Source organism: Cupriavidus sp. U2 (assembly GCF_009663685.2).
Classification (GTDB): domain Bacteria; phylum Pseudomonadota; class Gammaproteobacteria; order Burkholderiales; family Burkholderiaceae; genus Cupriavidus; species Cupriavidus necator_C.
In genome coordinates this window covers 320,951-338,383 of sequence record NZ_RCOG02000032.1, presented here as the reverse complement: position 1 = coordinate 338,383, position 17,433 = coordinate 320,951, and the positions used below count along the sequence as shown (strand labels likewise).

The following is a 17,433-nucleotide window of genomic DNA, read 5'->3' as shown; positions in this document are numbered from 1 at the left end:
CAAAGAATGTCTCAGAATCAAGGATTTTTCAGGCACGAGACGCTGGAAAAGAACGTCGGCTGGCTGATCATCGCGACAATCATCGTGGTCAGCATTGCCGGTCTGGTGCAGATCGTGCCGCTGTTTTTCCAGCACTCCACCACCCAGCCTGATCCGGGCATCACGCCGTATTCGCCGTTGCGGCTGATGGGGCGTGACATCTATATCCGTGAAGGCTGCGTGGGGTGCCATTCGCAGCAGGTGCGCACGCTGCAGGCCGAAACCGAGCGTTATGGCCATTTCTCCACGGCGGGGGAGTCAGTGTATGACCACCCGTTCCTGTGGGGTTCGAAGCGTACGGGCCCCGACCTGGCCCGCGTGGGTGGCCGGTATTCCGACGACTGGCAGCGCATCCACCTGCGCAATCCGCGCGACGTGGTGCCCGAATCGGTGATGCCGTCGTATCCGTGGCTCGAAAAGACGCCGCTGCCGACCGATTCGGTCCAGGCCCGCATGCGCGCGCTGCAGCGTCTGGGCGTGCCCTATACCGATGCCGACATCGCTGGCGCACCGGAAGAGCTGGTGGGCAAGACCGAAGAGGACGCCATGGTCGCGTACCTGCAGGGTCTGGGCCTGAACCGTCGCAATGTCCGTCTGGATACGGCCCCCGCGCCCGCCGCGGCAGCCCCTGCGGCCGAGACGGCCGCACCCGCCAAGGAGTAATGCCATGGTGATCGTGACTTCCATTGCCACTGTCCTGTCGATGTTGACGTTCCTGGCCATCTGCTGGTGGGCGTGGTCGGCGGGCCGCAAGGCTGCCAACGAGGAATCGGCGATGCTGCCGTTTGCCTTGCCGGACGAACATAACAATCCAAGCCGGAACTAGTAACCATGAGCGATTTCATTTCCGATTTCTGGGGCTACTACATCACGGCCATCGCGCTCATTGGTATCGTCTGGTGCGTATGGCTGCTGTTTTCGCAACGGAAGATGCCGAAGGGCATCAGTACCACCGACGACACTGGCCATGTCTGGGACGGCGACCTGCGCGAGCTGAACCATCCGCTGCCGCGCTGGTGGATGTGGATGTTCCTGCTGGCCTGCGTGTTCAGCGTGGCATACCTGGTGCTCTATCCGGGCCTCGGCACCTACGCCGGCGTGCTGAAGTTCTCGACGCAAGGCGAACTTGCCGCGCATCGGGAGGCGGCCGAGAAGATGCAGCACGAGATCTATGCCAAGTACCTGAAGATGGACGTCAAGCAGGTGGCGGCGGACCCCGATGCGCGCGAAATCGGCCAGCGCCTGTTTCTGAACTACTGCGCTCAGTGCCATGGCTCGGACGCGCGCGGCAGCCGCGGCTTCCCGAACCTGACCGACAACGACTGGCTGTATGGCGGTGATCCCGACACGATCCAGCAGACGATCGCGAAGGGCCGCAACGGCGTGATGCCGCCGTTTGCCGGCACGATCGATGCCAAGCTGGCCGGCGATACGGCGCAGTATGTGCGGTCGCTGTCGGGGCTGACCTACGACCCGATCCGGGCGTCGCGCGGCGAAAGCACGTTCAAGTCCACCTGCGCGGCCTGTCATGGCGCGAGCGGCAAGGGCAACCAGGCGCTTGGCGCGCCCAACCTGTCCGACAACGTGTGGCTGTATGGCAGTTCGGAAGGCGTGATCGTCGAGGCCATCCTCAAGGGGCACAACGGCCATATGCCGGCCCATGAGGAAATCCTGACACCCGAACGGATTCGCATGCTGACGGCATACGTCTGGGGCCTGTCGAACAGCAACGCGAACGCCGCATCCACAGGGCAATGACAAACCGTCCCCCGGGGTCCGGAGGCCACGCTGTCCGGACCGGGGGCATGAGGGCTGAACAATGAGCGCGCCCCTGGAATCTCCCCCCACTACACGCGAATCAAGCGAGGCCGCCTGGCGGCCCGCACCGCCGCCAAAACCGGCGGCCGACGCCACCGAAGAGGCCCTGTACGAAGTACGGCGCAAGATCTACCCGCGCTCGGTCACAGGGGCTTTTTCGAGCTGGCGGGTCTGGCTGGTCATCCTCACGCAACTGGTGTACTACGGCACGCCGTGGCTGCAATGGAACGACCGGCAGGCCGTCCTGTTCGATCTCGGCGCCCGCAAGTTCTACATCTTCGGCCTTGTGCTGTGGCCGCAGGACGTGATCTACCTGGCGGTGCTGCTGGTCATCTCGGCGCTGGCACTGTTCCTGTTCACGGCCATCGCCGGACGGTTGTTCTGCGGGTACGCGTGCCCCCAGACGGTCTATACCGAGATCTTCATGTGGATCGAGCGCCGGGTGGAGGGCGACCGCATCGCCCGCATCCGGCTGGACGGCGATCCGTGGAGTCTGCGCAAGATTCGTCTCAAGGCGACCAAGCACGCGCTGTGGATCCTGATCGCGCTGTGGACGGGCTTTACGTTCATCGGCTATTTCGCACCGATCCGCGAACTGGGCGGCGAGGTCCTGCACTGGACCCTGGGCCCGTGGCAGGCGTTCTGGATGCTGTTCTATGCGTTTGCCACGTGGGGCAACGCCGGGTTCATGCGCGAGCAGGTGTGCAAGTACATGTGTCCGTACGCGCGCTTCCAGAGCGTGATGGTGGACCGCGACACCTACGTCGTGACCTACGACGTGGGCCGTGGCGAACCGCGCGGCAGCCGGTCGCGCAAGGCGGACCACCACGCGGCTGGCCTGGGCGACTGCGTGAATTGCAGCATCTGCGTACAGGTGTGTCCGACCGGGATCGATATCCGCGACGGCCTGCAGTACGAGTGCATTGGCTGCGGCGCGTGCATCGACGCCTGCGACCAGGTCATGGACAAGATGGAGTATCCGCGCGGGTTGATCCGGTACACATCGGAAAACGCGATGCGCAAGAAGCTGTCGGCATCGGACGCCCGCAAGCGGCTGATGCGTCCGCGCACGATCGTCTACACGGCGATCTGGCTCGCGTTGACGGTGGGCTTTGTCGCATCGCTGGCCATGCGCGCGCCGCTCAAGGTCGACATCATTCGCGATCGTGGCGCGCTCGGGCGCGAAGTGGAAGGGCGCTGGATCGAGAACGTGTACCGGCTGCAGCTGATCAATGCCACAGAGGCGCCGATGAAGTTTCACGTGCAGGCGCAGAGCGACGCGTTGAAGGGCATGGTCGTGGAGTACGACCATGGCGCGGAATCGCTGTCGCCCACGTCGAACCGGCTGCTGCCGATCCGGATTCGTGTGCCGATCGACGATGCGAAGCAGGGTACGCACAAGATCGAGGTGACGGTCACCGCCGAGACCGAAACCGATCGGAAAGTGGATATCCGGCAAAGCACGAGTTTCATCGTGCCTCGCAATCTGTGATGCTGTCACGGATGGTGAGCCGGGACGAATGCCAATAGGAGAGCGCAATGACCCAACACCCCGCAAAGCCCTGGTACAGGGAGCCATGGCCCTGGATTTTGATGAGTGGTCCGCTGCTGGCGATGGTCGCTTGCGGTATCACGATCTGGCTGGCAAACACCCATGCCGATGTGCCGGTGACCGATGCCACGCGCCACGGACTGGTGGTCGAGAAGGCCGGTGCCGACCGCGCTGAACCCGCTGCGAGGCGCCCATGAGACTGCGCTGGCTGATGTGGGTGCTATGGCCGGCGTTTCTGATGGGCGGTGCGGCCACGGCGGTGGTGTTCTCGGTGGTGGATCCCGGAGACTTGAACTTCTTCGGACATCCGGTAGAGGCTTCCCGGCAGGCGATTTACACCGTTGGTTTCCTGGTCGCGTGGCTATTTTGCGCGTTGTCCAGCGGGCTGACGCTGTACACGATGCCGGTGAAGCTCAGCGACACCGATGAACTCGAATAGCAATGCAGAACAGGCGCTGCAAACAGAAAGGCCGCGCTGGATGGTTCCGGCGCGGCCTTTGTCGTGACGTGTGGCCATGGCTTTCAGCAGGACCGGCTGTACACCTGCTTGATGCCTGCCATATCGACGAGCTTCACATGTCGCTGGCGAATCTGGATCAGGCCTGCTTCGGCAAAGCGCGAGAACAGGCGGCTGACGGTCTCGAGTTTCAGGCCCAGGTAGCTGCCGATTTCCTCGCGGCTCATGCGCAGCACGAACTCGGTGGACGAATAACCGCGTGCCGACAGACGCTCGGACATGTTGACGAGAAACGCAGCCAGACGTTCTTCGGCGCGCATCGATCCGAGCGTGATCAGCATGACCTGGTCCTGCGAGATTTCCTTGCTCATCAGGCGCAGGAACTGGCCTTGCAGCGAGGGCAGGATGCTCGACAGCGATTGCAGGTCGTCGTAGCGTACGACGCAGACTTCGGCGTCTTCCAGCGCGGTGGCGTCGGAGGCGTGCTGCATCTCGCTGAGGCCATCGAGGCCGATGACTTCACCGGGCAGGTGGAAGCCCGTGATCTGTGTGCGCCCGTCTTCCATCGTGACGTGCGTCTTCAGTGTGCCGAAGCGAATGGCGTAGACCGCATTGAGCGGTTCGCCCATGCGGTAAAGCGTTTCGCCCTTGTGAACACGCACGCGTTCCTGCACGAGCGTGTCCATCTTCGCCAGGTCTTGTTGCGACATGCCCACGGGCAGGCAAAGCTGGCCCATGGCACACGTTGAGCAACGGGGCGACATCTCGGTGACGGGAATGGAAGTCAACAATTGAAGTGCTCGTTATGAATGCGCTTGCAGCGAGGGCGCGATGCAGGCATTTTACAGCGTCATGTGACGCAGAAGCGAGGAACAGTTGCCTTTTGGTGTGCTTTTAAGCGTTTTTCTGATGGCCCTGCTCGGTGGCATGCATTGCGCGGCCATGTGTGGAGGAATTGCTATTGCTGCGGAGCAGAAACAGCACCGTGATGTGGCAATTGTCATACACCGTACCGCGCGTCAGTGGTGGACAGCGCTGTGCATCATGCATGCGGGCCGCATCACGACATACATGCTGCTGGGTGCGGTGATGGGTGCTGTCGGTGCGACCGCGTGGCGGCAAGAGTATCTGCCATTGCAGCGATGGCTTTATGCAGCGGGCAGCATGATGCTGGTACTCACCGGTATGTGGCTGTTGCGTGGGCGCGTGATGCGTTCCGACTGGATCGAGCGGCTTGCCTCGCTGGCCGCCGTGCACGTGGTGCAGCGTGCGCGGGCCATGACCGCCCGACTGCCGGTGCAGCTACGCGGCGAGCGTCGCGCAACGCCGCTGTTGCGCCGATACGGGATGGGTCTGGCCTGGGGGCTGGTGCCTTGCGGAATGATCTATGGCGCATTGGCGCTGGCACTGCTGGCGGGCAACGCGGTGTCGGGCGCGCTGGTGATGGGCGCGTTCGGACTGGGCACGCTGCCAAACCTGCTGGTGATCTCCGGGCTGTCGGGGTACCTGCGGCAACTCTCGCGCAAACCTGCGGTGCGGGTCGCGTCGGGGCTGGTGGTGATCGGCTTCGGCGTGCTCGGCGTGGCCCGTTCGATCTGGCTCCCTGACACGCTGGCCCAACACGGCTTTTGCGTGGTGTTCTGAATCGGCACAAGGGCGGGTTGCGGGCGGGGCCGGGAATGCCATACAATCGACGGAACCACGGTATCGCGCCGCACCATTGCTCGGGGCGCCGCTGGGGCCGCATTCCTGATCTGGGGAGCGTGCCCAGGGTTTTCGGTCACTCCGGTGCGCCGAGAACGTCTCAACAGTCCATCCGGTTCAAAAGATCTGGTTAAAAGACCGGCTGCGGTTGGGAAGATGGCGCCGGTCAGGGCAGGGTTGCCTGAGCCGATACCGTTTTGTTTCTTGCCGTCTTGGCCATCTGGTGGCCCTGGCGAATGTCCGCCCCGAAGGGAGAAGGCGCGACGCAAGAGGTCCGTTGACTGGTGAAACTGGCCAGCGCCGGACGATCTCCTGCCGGATCGACCCGGCAATTCGATGCAAAAGAACGAGGTGCGCACGGCTGCGCTGCATTAGGCAGGCGAGCTGGCTGCGCGATGAAATGGCGGCGGCTTCGGCCTCGCTGTATCTGCAATCTCCAGTGCTCCGGGATTCGTCCGGGGGCAGGTGCAAAGACAGGCTGCACGCAATCACATGAATACCCAAGAGGCGAAGATCGTCCTCGAGACCGCGCTGATCTGTGCGCAGGAGCCGCTGCGCGTTGGCGATCTGCGACGGTTGTTTGCCGACGACGTCGGTGCCGACACGATCCGGGTGCTGCTCGAGGAACTGCGGCAGGACTGGCAGCCGCGCGGGGTCGAACTCGTGGCGCTGGCCAGCGGCTGGCGGTTCCAGAGCCGCCCCGAGATGCGGGAATTTCTCGACCGGCTGAATCCGGAAAAGCCCCCCAAGTACTCGCGTGCGGTCATGGAGACCCTGGCGATCATCGCGTATCGCCAGCCTGTCACCCGTGGCGATATCGAGGAAATCCGGGGCGTGACGGTCAGCACGGACGTGATCAAGAAACTCGAGGATCGCAGTTGGATCGAAGTCATCGGCCATAGGGACGTGCCCGGTCGTCCCGCCCTGTACGCGACGACCAAGGCATTCCTGGACGACCTTGGCCTGCGTTCGCTGGACGAACTGCCCCCGCTGGAGGATGCCCAGGCGCAGGCGCAAGCCGCGCTCCTGGAGCAGCAGGCCATCGATTTTGAAGAAATCGCCACGGCTAACCCACCTGCCGGCGACGAGGAAGCGTTTGCCGAACCGGCAGCCGCCTTGGCCGTCGAGGCCGCCGGGCCCGATGCGGGCGCCGGGCCTGTCGAGGCGGGACAGCAGCATGAAGCGGGGCCTGCCGCCCCCAGCGAGGAAGTCGCCGACGGCGACGCCTCCGAAGACGATATCAGCGCCGCCCGGATGCCTGACAACGACGGGCAGGAAGACGCGCCGGTGGCTCATGCCAACGGCTTCCACATGGACACCGGGGCGCCCGAAGCGGCGCCCGCCGACCCTGCGGACCGGAATGGCGATACGCCGTTCTCGACCGAGGACGACGACGAGCGTGTGTCCAACTGAACAACATGCAACATCGATAGTGAATACTTTGTCTGATTCCGCTGAGCAAGACGTCCGCCAGCCGGACGTGCCGGGTGACACCGGCGCCCCCGATACGGGAAATGACGCCGACGGCGCGCCGCGCCGGAAGGGGCTCCGCCGCGGTTTGCGCAATCTGGTGGCTTCGCGCCGCCAGGCCGCGCAGGATCGGGACGCGGGTCGCGCCGATGGCGACGCGCCGGCGCCGGCCGAGGCAGGCGACACCGCCCAGCCCGCCGCGCCGCGTAGCCGTGGTCGCCGCAAGCCGGCGCCTGCGGCCGAAGCCGGTGCGCCAGAGGCGCGGCAGGCAGACGGCGGCGAGACGCAGGCCCAGCCAGGTCAGCGCAAGCGCCGCCAGCAGCCGCAGCGCAAGGCCGCACTGGTCGACGGCGACAACAAGCCGGCGGCCGAGCAGGCTGGCAAGCGCAATCGCAATGGCCAGCGCAAGAATCAGGCGGGTCCCGGCAAGCAGGGTGCCCGTGGCGAACAGCGTCAGGGCGACAAGTCGGCGAAGCCGGCTGGCAAGACCGGTGGCGCCAAGGCTGCCGCCGGTGCCGAGGACCTGTTCCGCTTCGTGATCTCCGAGCAGTTCGACGAGGAAGACACCGTTGTGCCGCGCACCAAGGCCAAGCCGGTGCGCGAACTGACGTCGGATGACGATGCGCCGAAGCTGCACAAGGTGCTGGCCGAAGGCGGCCTGGGCTCGCGCCGCGAGATGGAAGAGCTGATCCTGCAGGGCCGGGTGTCCGTCAACGGTCTGCCCGCGCATATCGGCCAGCGCATCCTGCCGGCCGACCAGGTCCGCGTGAATGGCAAGCTGATTCATCGCAAGGTGACGACCAAGCCGCCGCGTGTGCTGCTGTATCACAAGCCGTCCGGCGAGATCGTCAGCCAGTCGGACCCGGAAGGCCGTCCGACCGTGTTCGACAGCCTGCCGCGCATCAAGAACGGCAAGTGGGTGGCGGTTGGCCGCCTGGACTTCAACACTGAAGGCCTGCTGATCTTTACCACGTCCGGCGATATCGCCAACCGCTTCATGCATCCGCGCTACGGCGTGGAGCGCGAATACGCGGTACGTACGCTGGGCGAACTGGCGGAAGCTGATCGACAGGCGCTGTTGCATGGCATTCAGCTCGACGACGGCGAGGCCAACTTCCTGCGCATCGCCGACGGCGGTGGCGAGGGTGTGAACCAGTGGTATCACGTGGCGCTGACCGAAGGCCGGAACCGCGAAGTGCGCCGGATGTTCGAAGCCGTCGGCCTGACCGTGTCGCGCCTGATCCGTACCCGCTACGGCCAGTTCCTGCTGCCGCGTGGTCTCAAGCGCGGCCGCTGGCAGGAGTTGGAAGCCACGGACGTGCGCAACCTGATGGCCAACATCGGTCTGAAGGCGCCGGCCAAGGCCGAGCAGAGCGGCGGCAAGGGTGGCGTGACAAAGCTGGGCGGCCGCAAGGCGCGTACCGAAGCCGCCATTGCCGGCATGCCGATGCACACGGGCATGGACGGCCTGCCGCGCTTTGAAAAGGCAGGCGGCAACCGCGGCGGCGGCAACGCCGGGCGCGGCCAGCCTGATCCGATGCAGACCTCGATGGGCTACATCCCGTCTGGCCCGGCACCGCTGACGTCGCACACGACGAAGTTCAGTGGCGGCCTGGGTGGCGCAGGCGCCCTGCGCGGTACGGGCGGCACAGGCGGCATGCGTGGCGCCGCGGGCGGCAAGGGTGCTGGCGGCGGGCGTGGCGGACGCGGCGGCATGGGCGGCAACGCCGGAAATGCGGGAAACGCAGGCGGCAATCGCCAGCGCCGGGGCGGCGGTGACGTCAACGGCAATGTGATGCCGAAGGCCGCCAAGGGCGGCGGCGGTGGTGGTGGCGGCGGCAATCGCCGGCCGCGCGGCGGTGGCCGGGGCGGTCAACGCTGATACAGAGGGGGCCGATGCCGGAAAAGTCCGGCGTTCGGCCGCGTTCCGGCGCGGATCCCAGCAGGCTTTTGCCTTTTAGTCATAATCCGCGTATAATCCAAGTCTATTCAAAAGTATCATCCTCGGCGAGGATGGGCGAATGATGGGCATTGCGCCCATTTTTTTTTGGTTCGCCCGTTTGTGCTTGCGGCTGGATTGCGTCACATGACGCGCCTGGTTTCGTGGGGATGATGGGCAGGCAGGGCTTACAGGCCGTTTCGGAACCTCGATTTCAGAACGTTGTGTTGTCCGGTGTCTGCCAAGGTATTGAAAGCCACTACTCGGGAATACAGTGCATCTGGCAGATTTGATCGAAACCACCCTTAACGGCATGGGCTACGAGTTGGTTGAGCTTGAGCGTGCCCCGGCCGGACTTCTGCGTGTCTATATCGATCAGCCTGAAACCGGCATCGTCATTGAGGATTGCGAGAAGGTCAGCCGCCAGCTCACGCACGTGCTGATGGTCGAAAACGTCGACTACGAGCGCCTCGAAGTGTCGTCGCCGGGCCTGGACCGTCCGCTCAAGAAGCTGGCCGATTTTGTCCGCTTCGCCGGTGAGGAAGCCAGGGTCACGCTGCGCCTGCCGGTCAACGGCCAGAAGAACTTCGTCGGCATCCTGCGCGAACCCGCAGGCGAGGCCGGGGCCGAGAAGATCGGCCTGGAATTCGAGGGCAAGGACGGCGCTGCACTGCTGGAATTCGCCATATCCGATGTCGACAAGGCCCGTCTGGTGCCTGTGATCGACTTCAAGGGAAATCAAAGAAAAGGGAACAAGCAATGAGCCGCGAAGTTCTGTTGCTCGTCGATGCGCTAGCGCGCGAGAAGAACGTTGACAAGGATGTGGTCTTTGGTGCACTGGAGGCCGCGTTGGCCTCGGCCACCAAGAAGCGTTTCGAGGAAGACGTGGATATCCGCGTGCATATCGACCGTGAATCCGGTGAGCACGAAACGTTCCGCCGCTGGCTTGTCGTCCCCGACGAACAGGGTCTGCAGGAACCCGACAAGCAGATCCTGCTGTTCGAAGCCCGCGACCAGAACGCCGACATCCAGCTGGACGATTTCATCGAAGAGCAGATCGAGTCGGTTGAGTTTGGCCGTATCGGCGCCCAGGCCGCCAAGCAGGTGATCCTGCAGCGTATCCGCGACGCCGAGCGCGAACAGATCCTGAACGACTACCTGGATCGCGGCGAAAAGATCATGACCGGCACGGTCAAGCGCGCCGACAAGAAGGGTCTGATCGTCGAATCCGGCCGCGTGGAAGCGTTGCTGGCCCGCGACCAGATCATTCCGAAGGAAAACCTGCGCACCGGCGACCGTGTGCGTGCGTACATCCTGAACGTGGACCGCGCCGCGCGTGGCCCGCAGATCGAACTGTCGCGCACCGCGCCCGAGTTCCTGATCAAGCTCTTCGAGAACGAAGTGCCGGAAATGGAACAGGGCCTGCTGGAAATCAAGGCCGCAGCCCGCGACCCGGGCGTGCGCGCCAAGATCGCCGTGGTGGCGCATGACAAGCGCATCGATCCGATCGGCACCTGCGTGGGCGTGCGTGGCACGCGCGTCACGGCGGTGCGCAACGAGATTGGCGGCGAGGCCGTGGACATCGTACTGTGGTCTGAAGACCCGGCGCAGTTCGTGATCGGCGCGCTGGCGCCGGCACAGGTGCAGTCGATCGTGGTCGACGAAGAGAAGCACAGCATGGATGTGGTGGTCGACGAGGAAAACCTCGCCGTCTCCATCGGCCGCAGCGGTCAGAACGTACGCCTGGCGTCGGAGCTGACCGGCTGGCAGATCAACATCATGACGCAGGAAGAATCGGCGCAGAAGCAGGCCGAGGAAAGCGAAGTGGTGCGCAAGCTGTTCATGGCCAAGCTGGACGTGGACGAGGAAGTGGCGGACATCCTGATCGAGGAAGGCTTCTCCACGCTGGAAGAAGTGGCCTACGTGCCCATCAGCGAAATGATGGAAATCGAGGCCTTCGACGAAGACACCGTCAACGAGCTGCGCAACCGCGCCCGCGATGCGCTGCTGACGATGGAACTGGCCCGGGAAGAAAAGGTGGAAGAGGTGTCGCAGGATCTGCGTTCGCTCGACGGCCTGACCCCCGAGCTGATCGGCAAACTGGCCGAAGGCAACATCCATACGCGTGACGACCTGGCCGAACTGGCCGTGGACGAGCTGGTCGAGATGGCCGGCGTTGGCGAGGATGAAGCCAAGGCGCTGATCATGAAAGCACGGGAACATTGGTTTAACTGAGGGACACGTCCGGATTCAACACCCGGACGCGCTTTCCGCACACGAATTGTCCCGACGTAGAAACCGAGCATTGAAAGGGTTTGAATGGCAAGCACAACAGTTGCCCAACTGGCCGCAGAACTGAGCCGCAGCCCTGCTGCACTGCTGGAACAATTGCAGGCAGCTGGGGTGGGCAAGGCGACGCCTGAAGACATCATTACCGAATCGGACAAGACCCGGCTGCTGGATTACCTGAAGCGGTCGCACGGTCAGGCCGATGACAGCGCACGCAAGAAAATCACGTTGACCAAGCGCGAAACGTCCGAAATCCGTCAATCCGACTCCACCGGCAAGACCCGCACCGTGCAGGTCGAGGTGCGCAAGAAGCGCGTGCTGATCAAGCGCGACGACGTCGAATCGCACGACGACGGTGCCGACGCCCAGGCGGCCGAGGCGGCTGCCGAGCTGGCCCGTCGCGACGAGGAACAGCGCCGCGAGCAGGCCGAGGCCCTGGCACGCCAGGAAGCCGAAGCCCAGGCAGCCCGCGAGGCCGCCGAGCGCGAGGAAGCCGACCGCCGCGCCAGGCAGGAAGCCCTGGAGGCCGAACAGCGCCGCCAGGCTGAACTGCTGGCCCAGAAGGCTGCCGAGGAAGCCGCTGCCGCCCAGGCAGCCTCCGACGCCGCCGAGGAAACCGCACGCAAGAAGGCTGAAGAAGACAAGGCCCGTCTGGCCACCGAACGCGCCCAGGCGCAGAAGAACGCCGACGACGCCAAGGCTGCTGCCGACAAGGCCCGCGCCGAGCAGGACAGCGCCAAGGCGGCTGCCGACAAGGCACGTGCCGAGCAGGACGCCGCCGCGCGCCGTCGCCGCGAAGCCGCCGAAGCCGAGGCCCGCGCCATCCAACAGATGCTGAATGCGCCGCCGCGCGTGCTGAAGGCGCCGTCGGAGCGCAAGGCCGAGGAAAAGAAGGCCGAGCAGACCGGCACGCTGCACAAGCCGGTGAAGCCGGCTGGCACCGAAGTCAAGAAGGACGAGAAGAAGACCGCCGCCGCGCCGGCCGCCACGACGACCACTGCCACCGCTGACAAGAAGGGTGGCAAGGGCAAGGGCGGCGGCAGCTGGCAGGACGACAGCCGTGGCAAGGGCAAGGGCGGTGGCCTGAAGACCCGTGGCGATTCGTCGGGCGGTACCGGCGGCTGGCGCAGCGGCCCGCGTGGCCGTGGCGGCAAGCAGCACGGTGACGATGGCCGCAGCAACTTCCAGGCGCCGACCGAGCCGGTGGTGCGCGAAGTGCACGTGCCCGAGACCGTCTCGGTGGCCGATCTGGCCCACAAGATGGCCGTCAAGGCATCCGAGGTCATCAAGCAGATGATGAAGCTCGGCCAGATGGTGACGATCAACCAGGTGCTGGACCAGGAAACCGCCATGATCGTGGTGGAAGAAATGGGCCACAAGGCATATGCCGCCAAGCTGGACGATCCGGAAGCCCTGCTGCTGGTGACGGAAGGCGAAGAGCAGACCGATGCCGAGCTGCTGCCGCGTCCGCCGGTCGTGACCGTGATGGGTCACGTCGACCACGGCAAGACCTCGCTGCTGGATTACATCCGCCGCACCAAGGTTGCCGCGGGCGAAGCCGGCGGCATTACGCAGCACATTGGCGCGTATCACGTCGAAACCGACCGTGGCGTGATCACGTTCCTGGACACCCCGGGTCACGAGGCCTTCACGGCCATGCGTGCCCGTGGCGCCAAGGCGACCGACATCGTCATCCTGGTGGTGGCGGCCGACGACGGCGTGATGCCGCAGACCAAGGAAGCGATTGCGCACGCCAAGGCTGCCGGCGTGCCGATCGTCGTGGCGATCACCAAGGTCGACAAGCCCGAAGCCAACCCGGACCGCGTCAAGCAGGAACTGGTGGCGGAACAGGTGGTGCCGGAAGAGTACGGCGGCGATTCGCCGTTCGTGCCGGTGTCGGCCAAGACTGGCCAGGGCATCGAGGATCTGCTCGAGAACGTGCTGCTGCAGGCCGAAGTGCTGGAACTGCGCGCCCCGGTGGACGCCCCGGCCAAGGGTCTGGTGGTGGAAGCCCAGCTCGACAAGGGCAAGGGCCCGATCGCGACGATCCTGGTGAGCAGCGGAACGCTCAAGCGCGGCGATGTCGTGCTGGCCGGCAGTGCCTATGGCCGCGTGCGCGCCATGCTGGACGAAAACGGCAAGCCGGCCAAGGAAGCTGGCCCGTCGATCCCGGTGGAAATCCAGGGTCTGTCGGAAGTGCCTGCCGCCGGTGAGGAAGTGCTGGTGCTGCCGGACGAGCGCAAGGCGCGTGAAATCGCCCTGTTCCGTCAAGGCAAGTTCCGCGACGTGAAGCTGGCCAAGCAGCAGGCGGCCAAGCTGGAAACGATGCTCGAGCAGATGGCCGAAGGCGAAGTCCAGACGCTGCCGCTGATCGTGAAGGCCGACGTGCAGGGTTCGCAGGAAGCACTGGTGCAGTCGCTGCAGAAGCTGTCGACCGCCGAAGTGCGCGTGCAGATCGTGCACGGTGGCGTGGGTGGCATCTCGGAATCGGACGTCAACCTGGCCACGGCTTCGAAGGCGGTGATCATCGGCTTCAATGTGCGTGCCGACGCTGGTGCGCGCAAGCTGGCCGAGCACAATGGCATCGACATCCGCTACTACAACATCATTTACGATGCTGTGGACGAGATCAAGGCGGCCATGTCGGGCATGCTGGCGCCGGAGAAGCGCGAGACCACGATCGGTCAGGTGGAAGTCCGCCAGGTCTTCCGCGTGCCGAAGGTTGGCGCCGTGGCCGGCTGTATGGTCACCGACGGCCTGGTCAAGCGTACGTCGCTGGTCCGTGTGCTGCGCAACAACGTGGTGATCCACGACGGCGAACTGGACTCGCTCAAGCGGTTCAAGGACGACGTCAAGGAAGTCAAGCAGGGCTTCGAGTGCGGTCTGTCGATCAAGAACTTCAACGATGTTCAGGAAGGCGACCAGCTCGAGGTGTACGAAATCACCGAGGTGGCGCGTACGCTGTAAGGCGATACGCAAAGACGGCAGGCTCCGGCCTGCCGTTTTCACATCATCGGTAAAGCAAAAAGTTTTGCATGGCCAAGAAAGGCAATATCTCCTCCCGTAATTTGCGCCTGTCCGACCAGATCCAGAAGGAACTGGCCGAGATGATCCAGCGCGAGCTCCGCGATCCGCGCCTGGGGCTGGTCACGCTGCAGTCGGTGGCGCTGACACCCGACTACGCGCACGCCAAGGTCTACTTCACGGTGCTCGGCGCCGAGCCCGAGGTGGCGGCCGGCATCCTCCGGGAAAAGGCTGGCTACCTGCATTCGCTGCTGTTCAAGCGCCTGCATATCCATACCGTCCCGACGCTGCATTTCCATCACGATACGTCGGTGGAGCATGCCATCGAGATGTCGAAGCTGATCAACGAAGCCAATTCGACGCGCGCCAAGGACGACGAATAAGGCATCGGCGTTTTTTGCCGTTTTCTCGCGAGCCGGCTTCCGGGCCGGCGCCGCAAACCTCTTCCCCCCGCAATGACCGATTCCCAAGCCAACCGTCCGCCCCGGCTGCCGCGCCGTGACGTGCATGGCGTGCTGCTGCTCGACAAGCCGCTGGGCCTGTCGTCCAACGATGCGCTGGTGCGCGCCAAGCGCCTGCTGCGCGCGAACAAGGCCGGCCATACCGGTACGCTCGATCCGCTGGCCACGGGCCTCTTGCCGTTGTGCTTTGGCGAGGCCACCAAGTTTTCGCAGGATCTGCTCGATGCCGACAAGACCTACGAAGCCGCCGTGCGCCTGGGGGCGACCACGACCACCGGCGATGCAGAGGGCGATATCGTCAGCAAACGTCCGGTCACGTGCGACCGTGCGGCGCTCGATGCGGCAATCGTGCGCTTCACGGGCGAGATCGAACAGGTGCCGCCGATGTACTCGGCGCTGAAGCGGAACGGCAAGCCGCTCTACGAATATGCGAGGGCGGGGCAGACCGTGGAGCGCGCGGCACGCCGGGTGATCATCCGCGCGATCACGCTTCTCGAAGTCGATCTGGAAAATAGCCGTTTTACGATGCGCGTGACCTGCAGCAAGGGGACGTACATTCGCACGCTGGCCGAAGATATCGGCGAGGCGCTCGGTTGCGGCGCGCATCTGACCGGGCTGCGGCGCACGGGCGTGGGCGACCTGACGCTGGAAGGCGCAGTGACGCTGGAACAGATCGACGCACAGCCTGACGATGTGCGGCCGACGCTGCTGGCGCCGGTAGACGCGCTGCTGCAGCGTTGCCCGCCGGTCCATCTGGATGCGGTGTCGGCTGGACGCTTCCTGCAGGGGCAACGTATCGCCCACCGTGACCTGCCCGAAGGCCAGGCGCCGGAAGCGGGCACGCTGGCGCGCGTCTATGCCGAAGGCAAGCTGCTGGGCGTCGCGCGGATGAAGGAAGGGGCGCTGCGGCCCGAGCGGCTCGTAAAACTCTGAGTTTTACCGGCTCCGAAGGCAAGCATCCCAACGAAGAAGGGCATCGACCAGCATCGATGCCCTTTTTTCATGCCTCGGGGTGCATGTCACATGCCACATGTCACATGCCGCAAGCCGGCCGGTCAGTGCGCCCCGGCCGCGTCGGCGCCGCCGCCGCCCTTGGCGCGCCTGGTCAGCCAGACAAAGCCGATCAGCGCGAAGAACAGCACGCCCGAGATCCAGAAGATGTCGTTGGCGCCCAGCATCGATGCCTGCAGCGAGATGTTCCGCTCGATCAGCCCGATGGCCTGCATCTTCGACATGCCCATTTCCATCAGGTGATCGAGCTGGGCCTGGTACGTCGGGTTGTACGGGGTGATCTGTTCGACCAGCTGCGCATGATGCAGCGCCGAGCGGTTTTCCCAGACCGTGGTCGAGATCGACGCCCCGATGGCACCGAACGTGATCCGCACGAAGTTCGACAGGCCCGAGGCTGCCGGAATCTTCTCGGGCGGCTGGCCCGACAGGATGATCGACGTCAGCGGGATGAAGAACATCGCCATGGCCGCGCCCTGGATCAGCGTGGGGATCACCAGCGCCCGTGTGTCCACGCCCGTGGTGAAGCCGGCCCGCATGAAGCTCACCGCACCGAACGTGATGAACGCCGTGGTGGCCACCCAGCGTGCGTCGATCTTCGGCAGCACCCGGCCGATGATCGGCGACAGGATGATGGCGAAAATACCCACCGGCGCGGTCACCAGGCCGGCATCGGTGGCGGTGTAGCCGACGATGGTCTGCAGCCACAGCGGCAGGATCACGAGATTGCCGAAGAACAGGCCGTAGGCCACCGAGATCGCCACCACGCCGGCCGCGAAGTTGCGGCCCTTGAACAGGTGGATGTCGACGATCGGATGCTTCTCGTAGAGCTCCCAGGCCAGGAAGAACAGGAAGCCGACCACGGCGGTCACGCCCAGCGCCACGATGACGCCCGAATGGAACCAGTCGAGTTCCTTGCCCTTGTCCAGCATCAGCTGCATCGAGCCGACCCAGATCACCAGCAGCGCCAGGCCGATGCGGTCGATCGGCAGCATCTTGGTGGGCGTTTCGCGCTCTCGGTAGATCGACCACGTGACCCAGGCGGTGACGATGCCGATCGGCACATTGATGTAGAAGATCCACGGCCAGGTCATGTTGTCCGAGATCCATCCGCCCAGCAGCGGCCCCATGATGGGCGCCACCAGCGTGGTCATGCCCCATAGCGCCAGGGCCATCGAACTCTTGGCGGGTGGATAGCTGGCCAGCAGCAGGGCCTGCGACAGCGGAATCATCGGGCCGGCCACGGCGCCCTGCAGCACGCGGGCGGCCAGCAGCGTTTCCAGGTTCGGCGCCACGCCACACAGCCACGACGAGATCACGAACAGCAGGATCGACAGCACGAACAGCCGCACCGCGCCAAAGCGCGTGGTCAGCCAGCCGGTCAGCGGCACCGAGATTGCGTTGGCGACCGCGAACGACGTGATGACCCAGGTGCCCTGGTTCGGCGACACGCCAAGGTCGCCCGAGATGGCCGGGATCGACACGTTGGCGATCGACGAATCGAGCACGTTCATGAACGTGGCCAGCGACAGCGCGATGGTGCCCAGAATCAGCTTGCCGCCGGTCAGCGGCGGATGCGCGGCGGGGCGGGCGGGCGCCGGCTTCGGGGCCGGTGCCGCGCCGCTGTCCGGCGTCGCGGTGGTGGAATTTGCCATGGGCAGTCAGCCAGTCA

16 protein-coding genes are annotated in these 17,433 nt (G+C 64.8%); 14 read left to right on the top strand and 2 right to left on the bottom strand.

Annotation, left to right across the window (positions count from 1 at the left end):
* Positions 1-6: 6 nt before the first annotated feature.
* The 6 genes from ccoO (at position 7) to D9X30_RS25790 (ending at position 3,848) form a co-directional block, all read left to right on the top strand.
* The gene (ccoO, locus tag D9X30_RS25815) at positions 7-702 is read left to right on the top strand and encodes a cytochrome-c oxidase, cbb3-type subunit II (RefSeq protein ID WP_153945229.1); all 696 of its coding nucleotides are present in this window, start codon (positions 7-9) and stop codon (positions 700-702) included.
* 4 nt (positions 703-706) lie between these two features.
* Entirely contained in the window at positions 707-865 is a 159-nt protein-coding gene (locus D9X30_RS25810) for a cbb3-type cytochrome oxidase subunit 3 (RefSeq protein ID WP_153945228.1), read from the top strand.
* A 5-nt stretch (positions 866-870) separates the two neighbouring features.
* Positions 871-1,797, top strand: a complete 927-nt coding sequence (gene ccoP / locus D9X30_RS25805; RefSeq protein WP_153945227.1) for a cytochrome-c oxidase, cbb3-type subunit III — start codon at positions 871-873, stop codon at positions 1,795-1,797.
* Positions 1,798-1,858: 61 nt separating this feature from the next.
* The gene (gene ccoG, locus D9X30_RS25800; protein WP_153945226.1) at positions 1,859-3,349 is read left to right on the top strand and encodes a cytochrome c oxidase accessory protein CcoG; all 1,491 of its coding nucleotides are present in this window, start codon (positions 1,859-1,861) and stop codon (positions 3,347-3,349) included.
* A gap of 47 nt (positions 3,350-3,396) precedes the next feature.
* The gene (locus tag D9X30_RS25795; protein WP_153945225.1) at positions 3,397-3,606 is read left to right on the top strand and encodes a FixH family protein; all 210 of its coding nucleotides are present in this window, start codon (positions 3,397-3,399) and stop codon (positions 3,604-3,606) included.
* Complete coding sequence (locus D9X30_RS25790) at positions 3,603-3,848, top strand: hypothetical protein (protein WP_066733653.1); 246 nt, start codon at positions 3,603-3,605, stop codon at positions 3,846-3,848. The genes D9X30_RS25795 and D9X30_RS25790 overlap by 4 nt, the downstream gene beginning before the upstream one ends.
* A gap of 83 nt (positions 3,849-3,931) precedes the next feature.
* On the opposite strand, the gene fnr is transcribed toward D9X30_RS25790, so the two are convergent.
* A complete protein-coding gene (gene fnr / locus D9X30_RS25785) occupies positions 3,932-4,657 on the bottom strand; it encodes a fumarate/nitrate reduction transcriptional regulator Fnr (RefSeq protein WP_153945224.1) in 726 nt (241 codons plus the stop codon).
* Positions 4,658-4,742: 85 nt separating this feature from the next.
* On the opposite strand from fnr, the gene D9X30_RS25780 reads away from it, so the two are divergent.
* The 8 genes from D9X30_RS25780 (at position 4,743) to truB (ending at position 15,686) form a co-directional block, all read left to right on the top strand.
* Positions 4,743-5,510, top strand: a complete 768-nt coding sequence (locus D9X30_RS25780) for a sulfite exporter TauE/SafE family protein (protein ID WP_502799690.1) — start codon at positions 4,743-4,745, stop codon at positions 5,508-5,510.
* A gap of 552 nt (positions 5,511-6,062) precedes the next feature.
* On the top strand, positions 6,063-6,983 hold the full coding sequence (scpB, locus tag D9X30_RS25775; RefSeq protein WP_153945222.1) for an SMC-Scp complex subunit ScpB: 921 nt from the start codon (positions 6,063-6,065) through the stop codon (positions 6,981-6,983).
* A 28-nt stretch (positions 6,984-7,011) separates the two neighbouring features.
* The gene (gene rluB / locus D9X30_RS25770) at positions 7,012-8,922 is read left to right on the top strand and encodes a 23S rRNA pseudouridine(2605) synthase RluB (protein ID WP_153945221.1); all 1,911 of its coding nucleotides are present in this window, start codon (positions 7,012-7,014) and stop codon (positions 8,920-8,922) included.
* 331 nt (positions 8,923-9,253) lie between these two features.
* Positions 9,254-9,742 carry a ribosome maturation factor RimP gene (gene rimP / locus D9X30_RS25765; RefSeq protein ID WP_029051042.1) on the top strand — a complete coding sequence of 163 codons (489 nt, stop codon included), beginning with the start codon at positions 9,254-9,256 and terminating at the stop codon, positions 9,740-9,742.
* Positions 9,739-11,214 (top strand): transcription termination factor NusA, encoded by a 1,476-nt coding sequence (gene nusA / locus D9X30_RS25760; RefSeq protein WP_153945219.1) that lies wholly within the window; start codon positions 9,739-9,741, stop codon positions 11,212-11,214. The genes rimP and nusA overlap by 4 nt, the downstream gene beginning before the upstream one ends.
* Before the next feature lie 84 nt (positions 11,215-11,298).
* Complete coding sequence (gene infB / locus D9X30_RS25755) at positions 11,299-14,235, top strand: translation initiation factor IF-2 (RefSeq protein ID WP_153945218.1); 2,937 nt, start codon at positions 11,299-11,301, stop codon at positions 14,233-14,235.
* 68 nt (positions 14,236-14,303) lie between these two features.
* On the top strand, positions 14,304-14,675 hold the full coding sequence (rbfA, locus tag D9X30_RS25750; protein ID WP_092289589.1) for a 30S ribosome-binding factor RbfA: 372 nt from the start codon (positions 14,304-14,306) through the stop codon (positions 14,673-14,675).
* Between the two features lie 72 nt (positions 14,676-14,747).
* Entirely contained in the window at positions 14,748-15,686 is a 939-nt protein-coding gene (truB, locus tag D9X30_RS25745; RefSeq protein ID WP_153945217.1) for a tRNA pseudouridine(55) synthase TruB, read from the top strand.
* A gap of 122 nt (positions 15,687-15,808) precedes the next feature.
* Here the strand turns inward: truB and D9X30_RS25740 are convergent, their stop codons facing one another.
* Positions 15,809-17,416 (bottom strand): DHA2 family efflux MFS transporter permease subunit, encoded by a 1,608-nt coding sequence (locus tag D9X30_RS25740; protein ID WP_153945216.1) that lies wholly within the window; start codon positions 17,414-17,416, stop codon positions 15,809-15,811.
* Positions 17,417-17,433 lie beyond the last annotated feature (17 nt).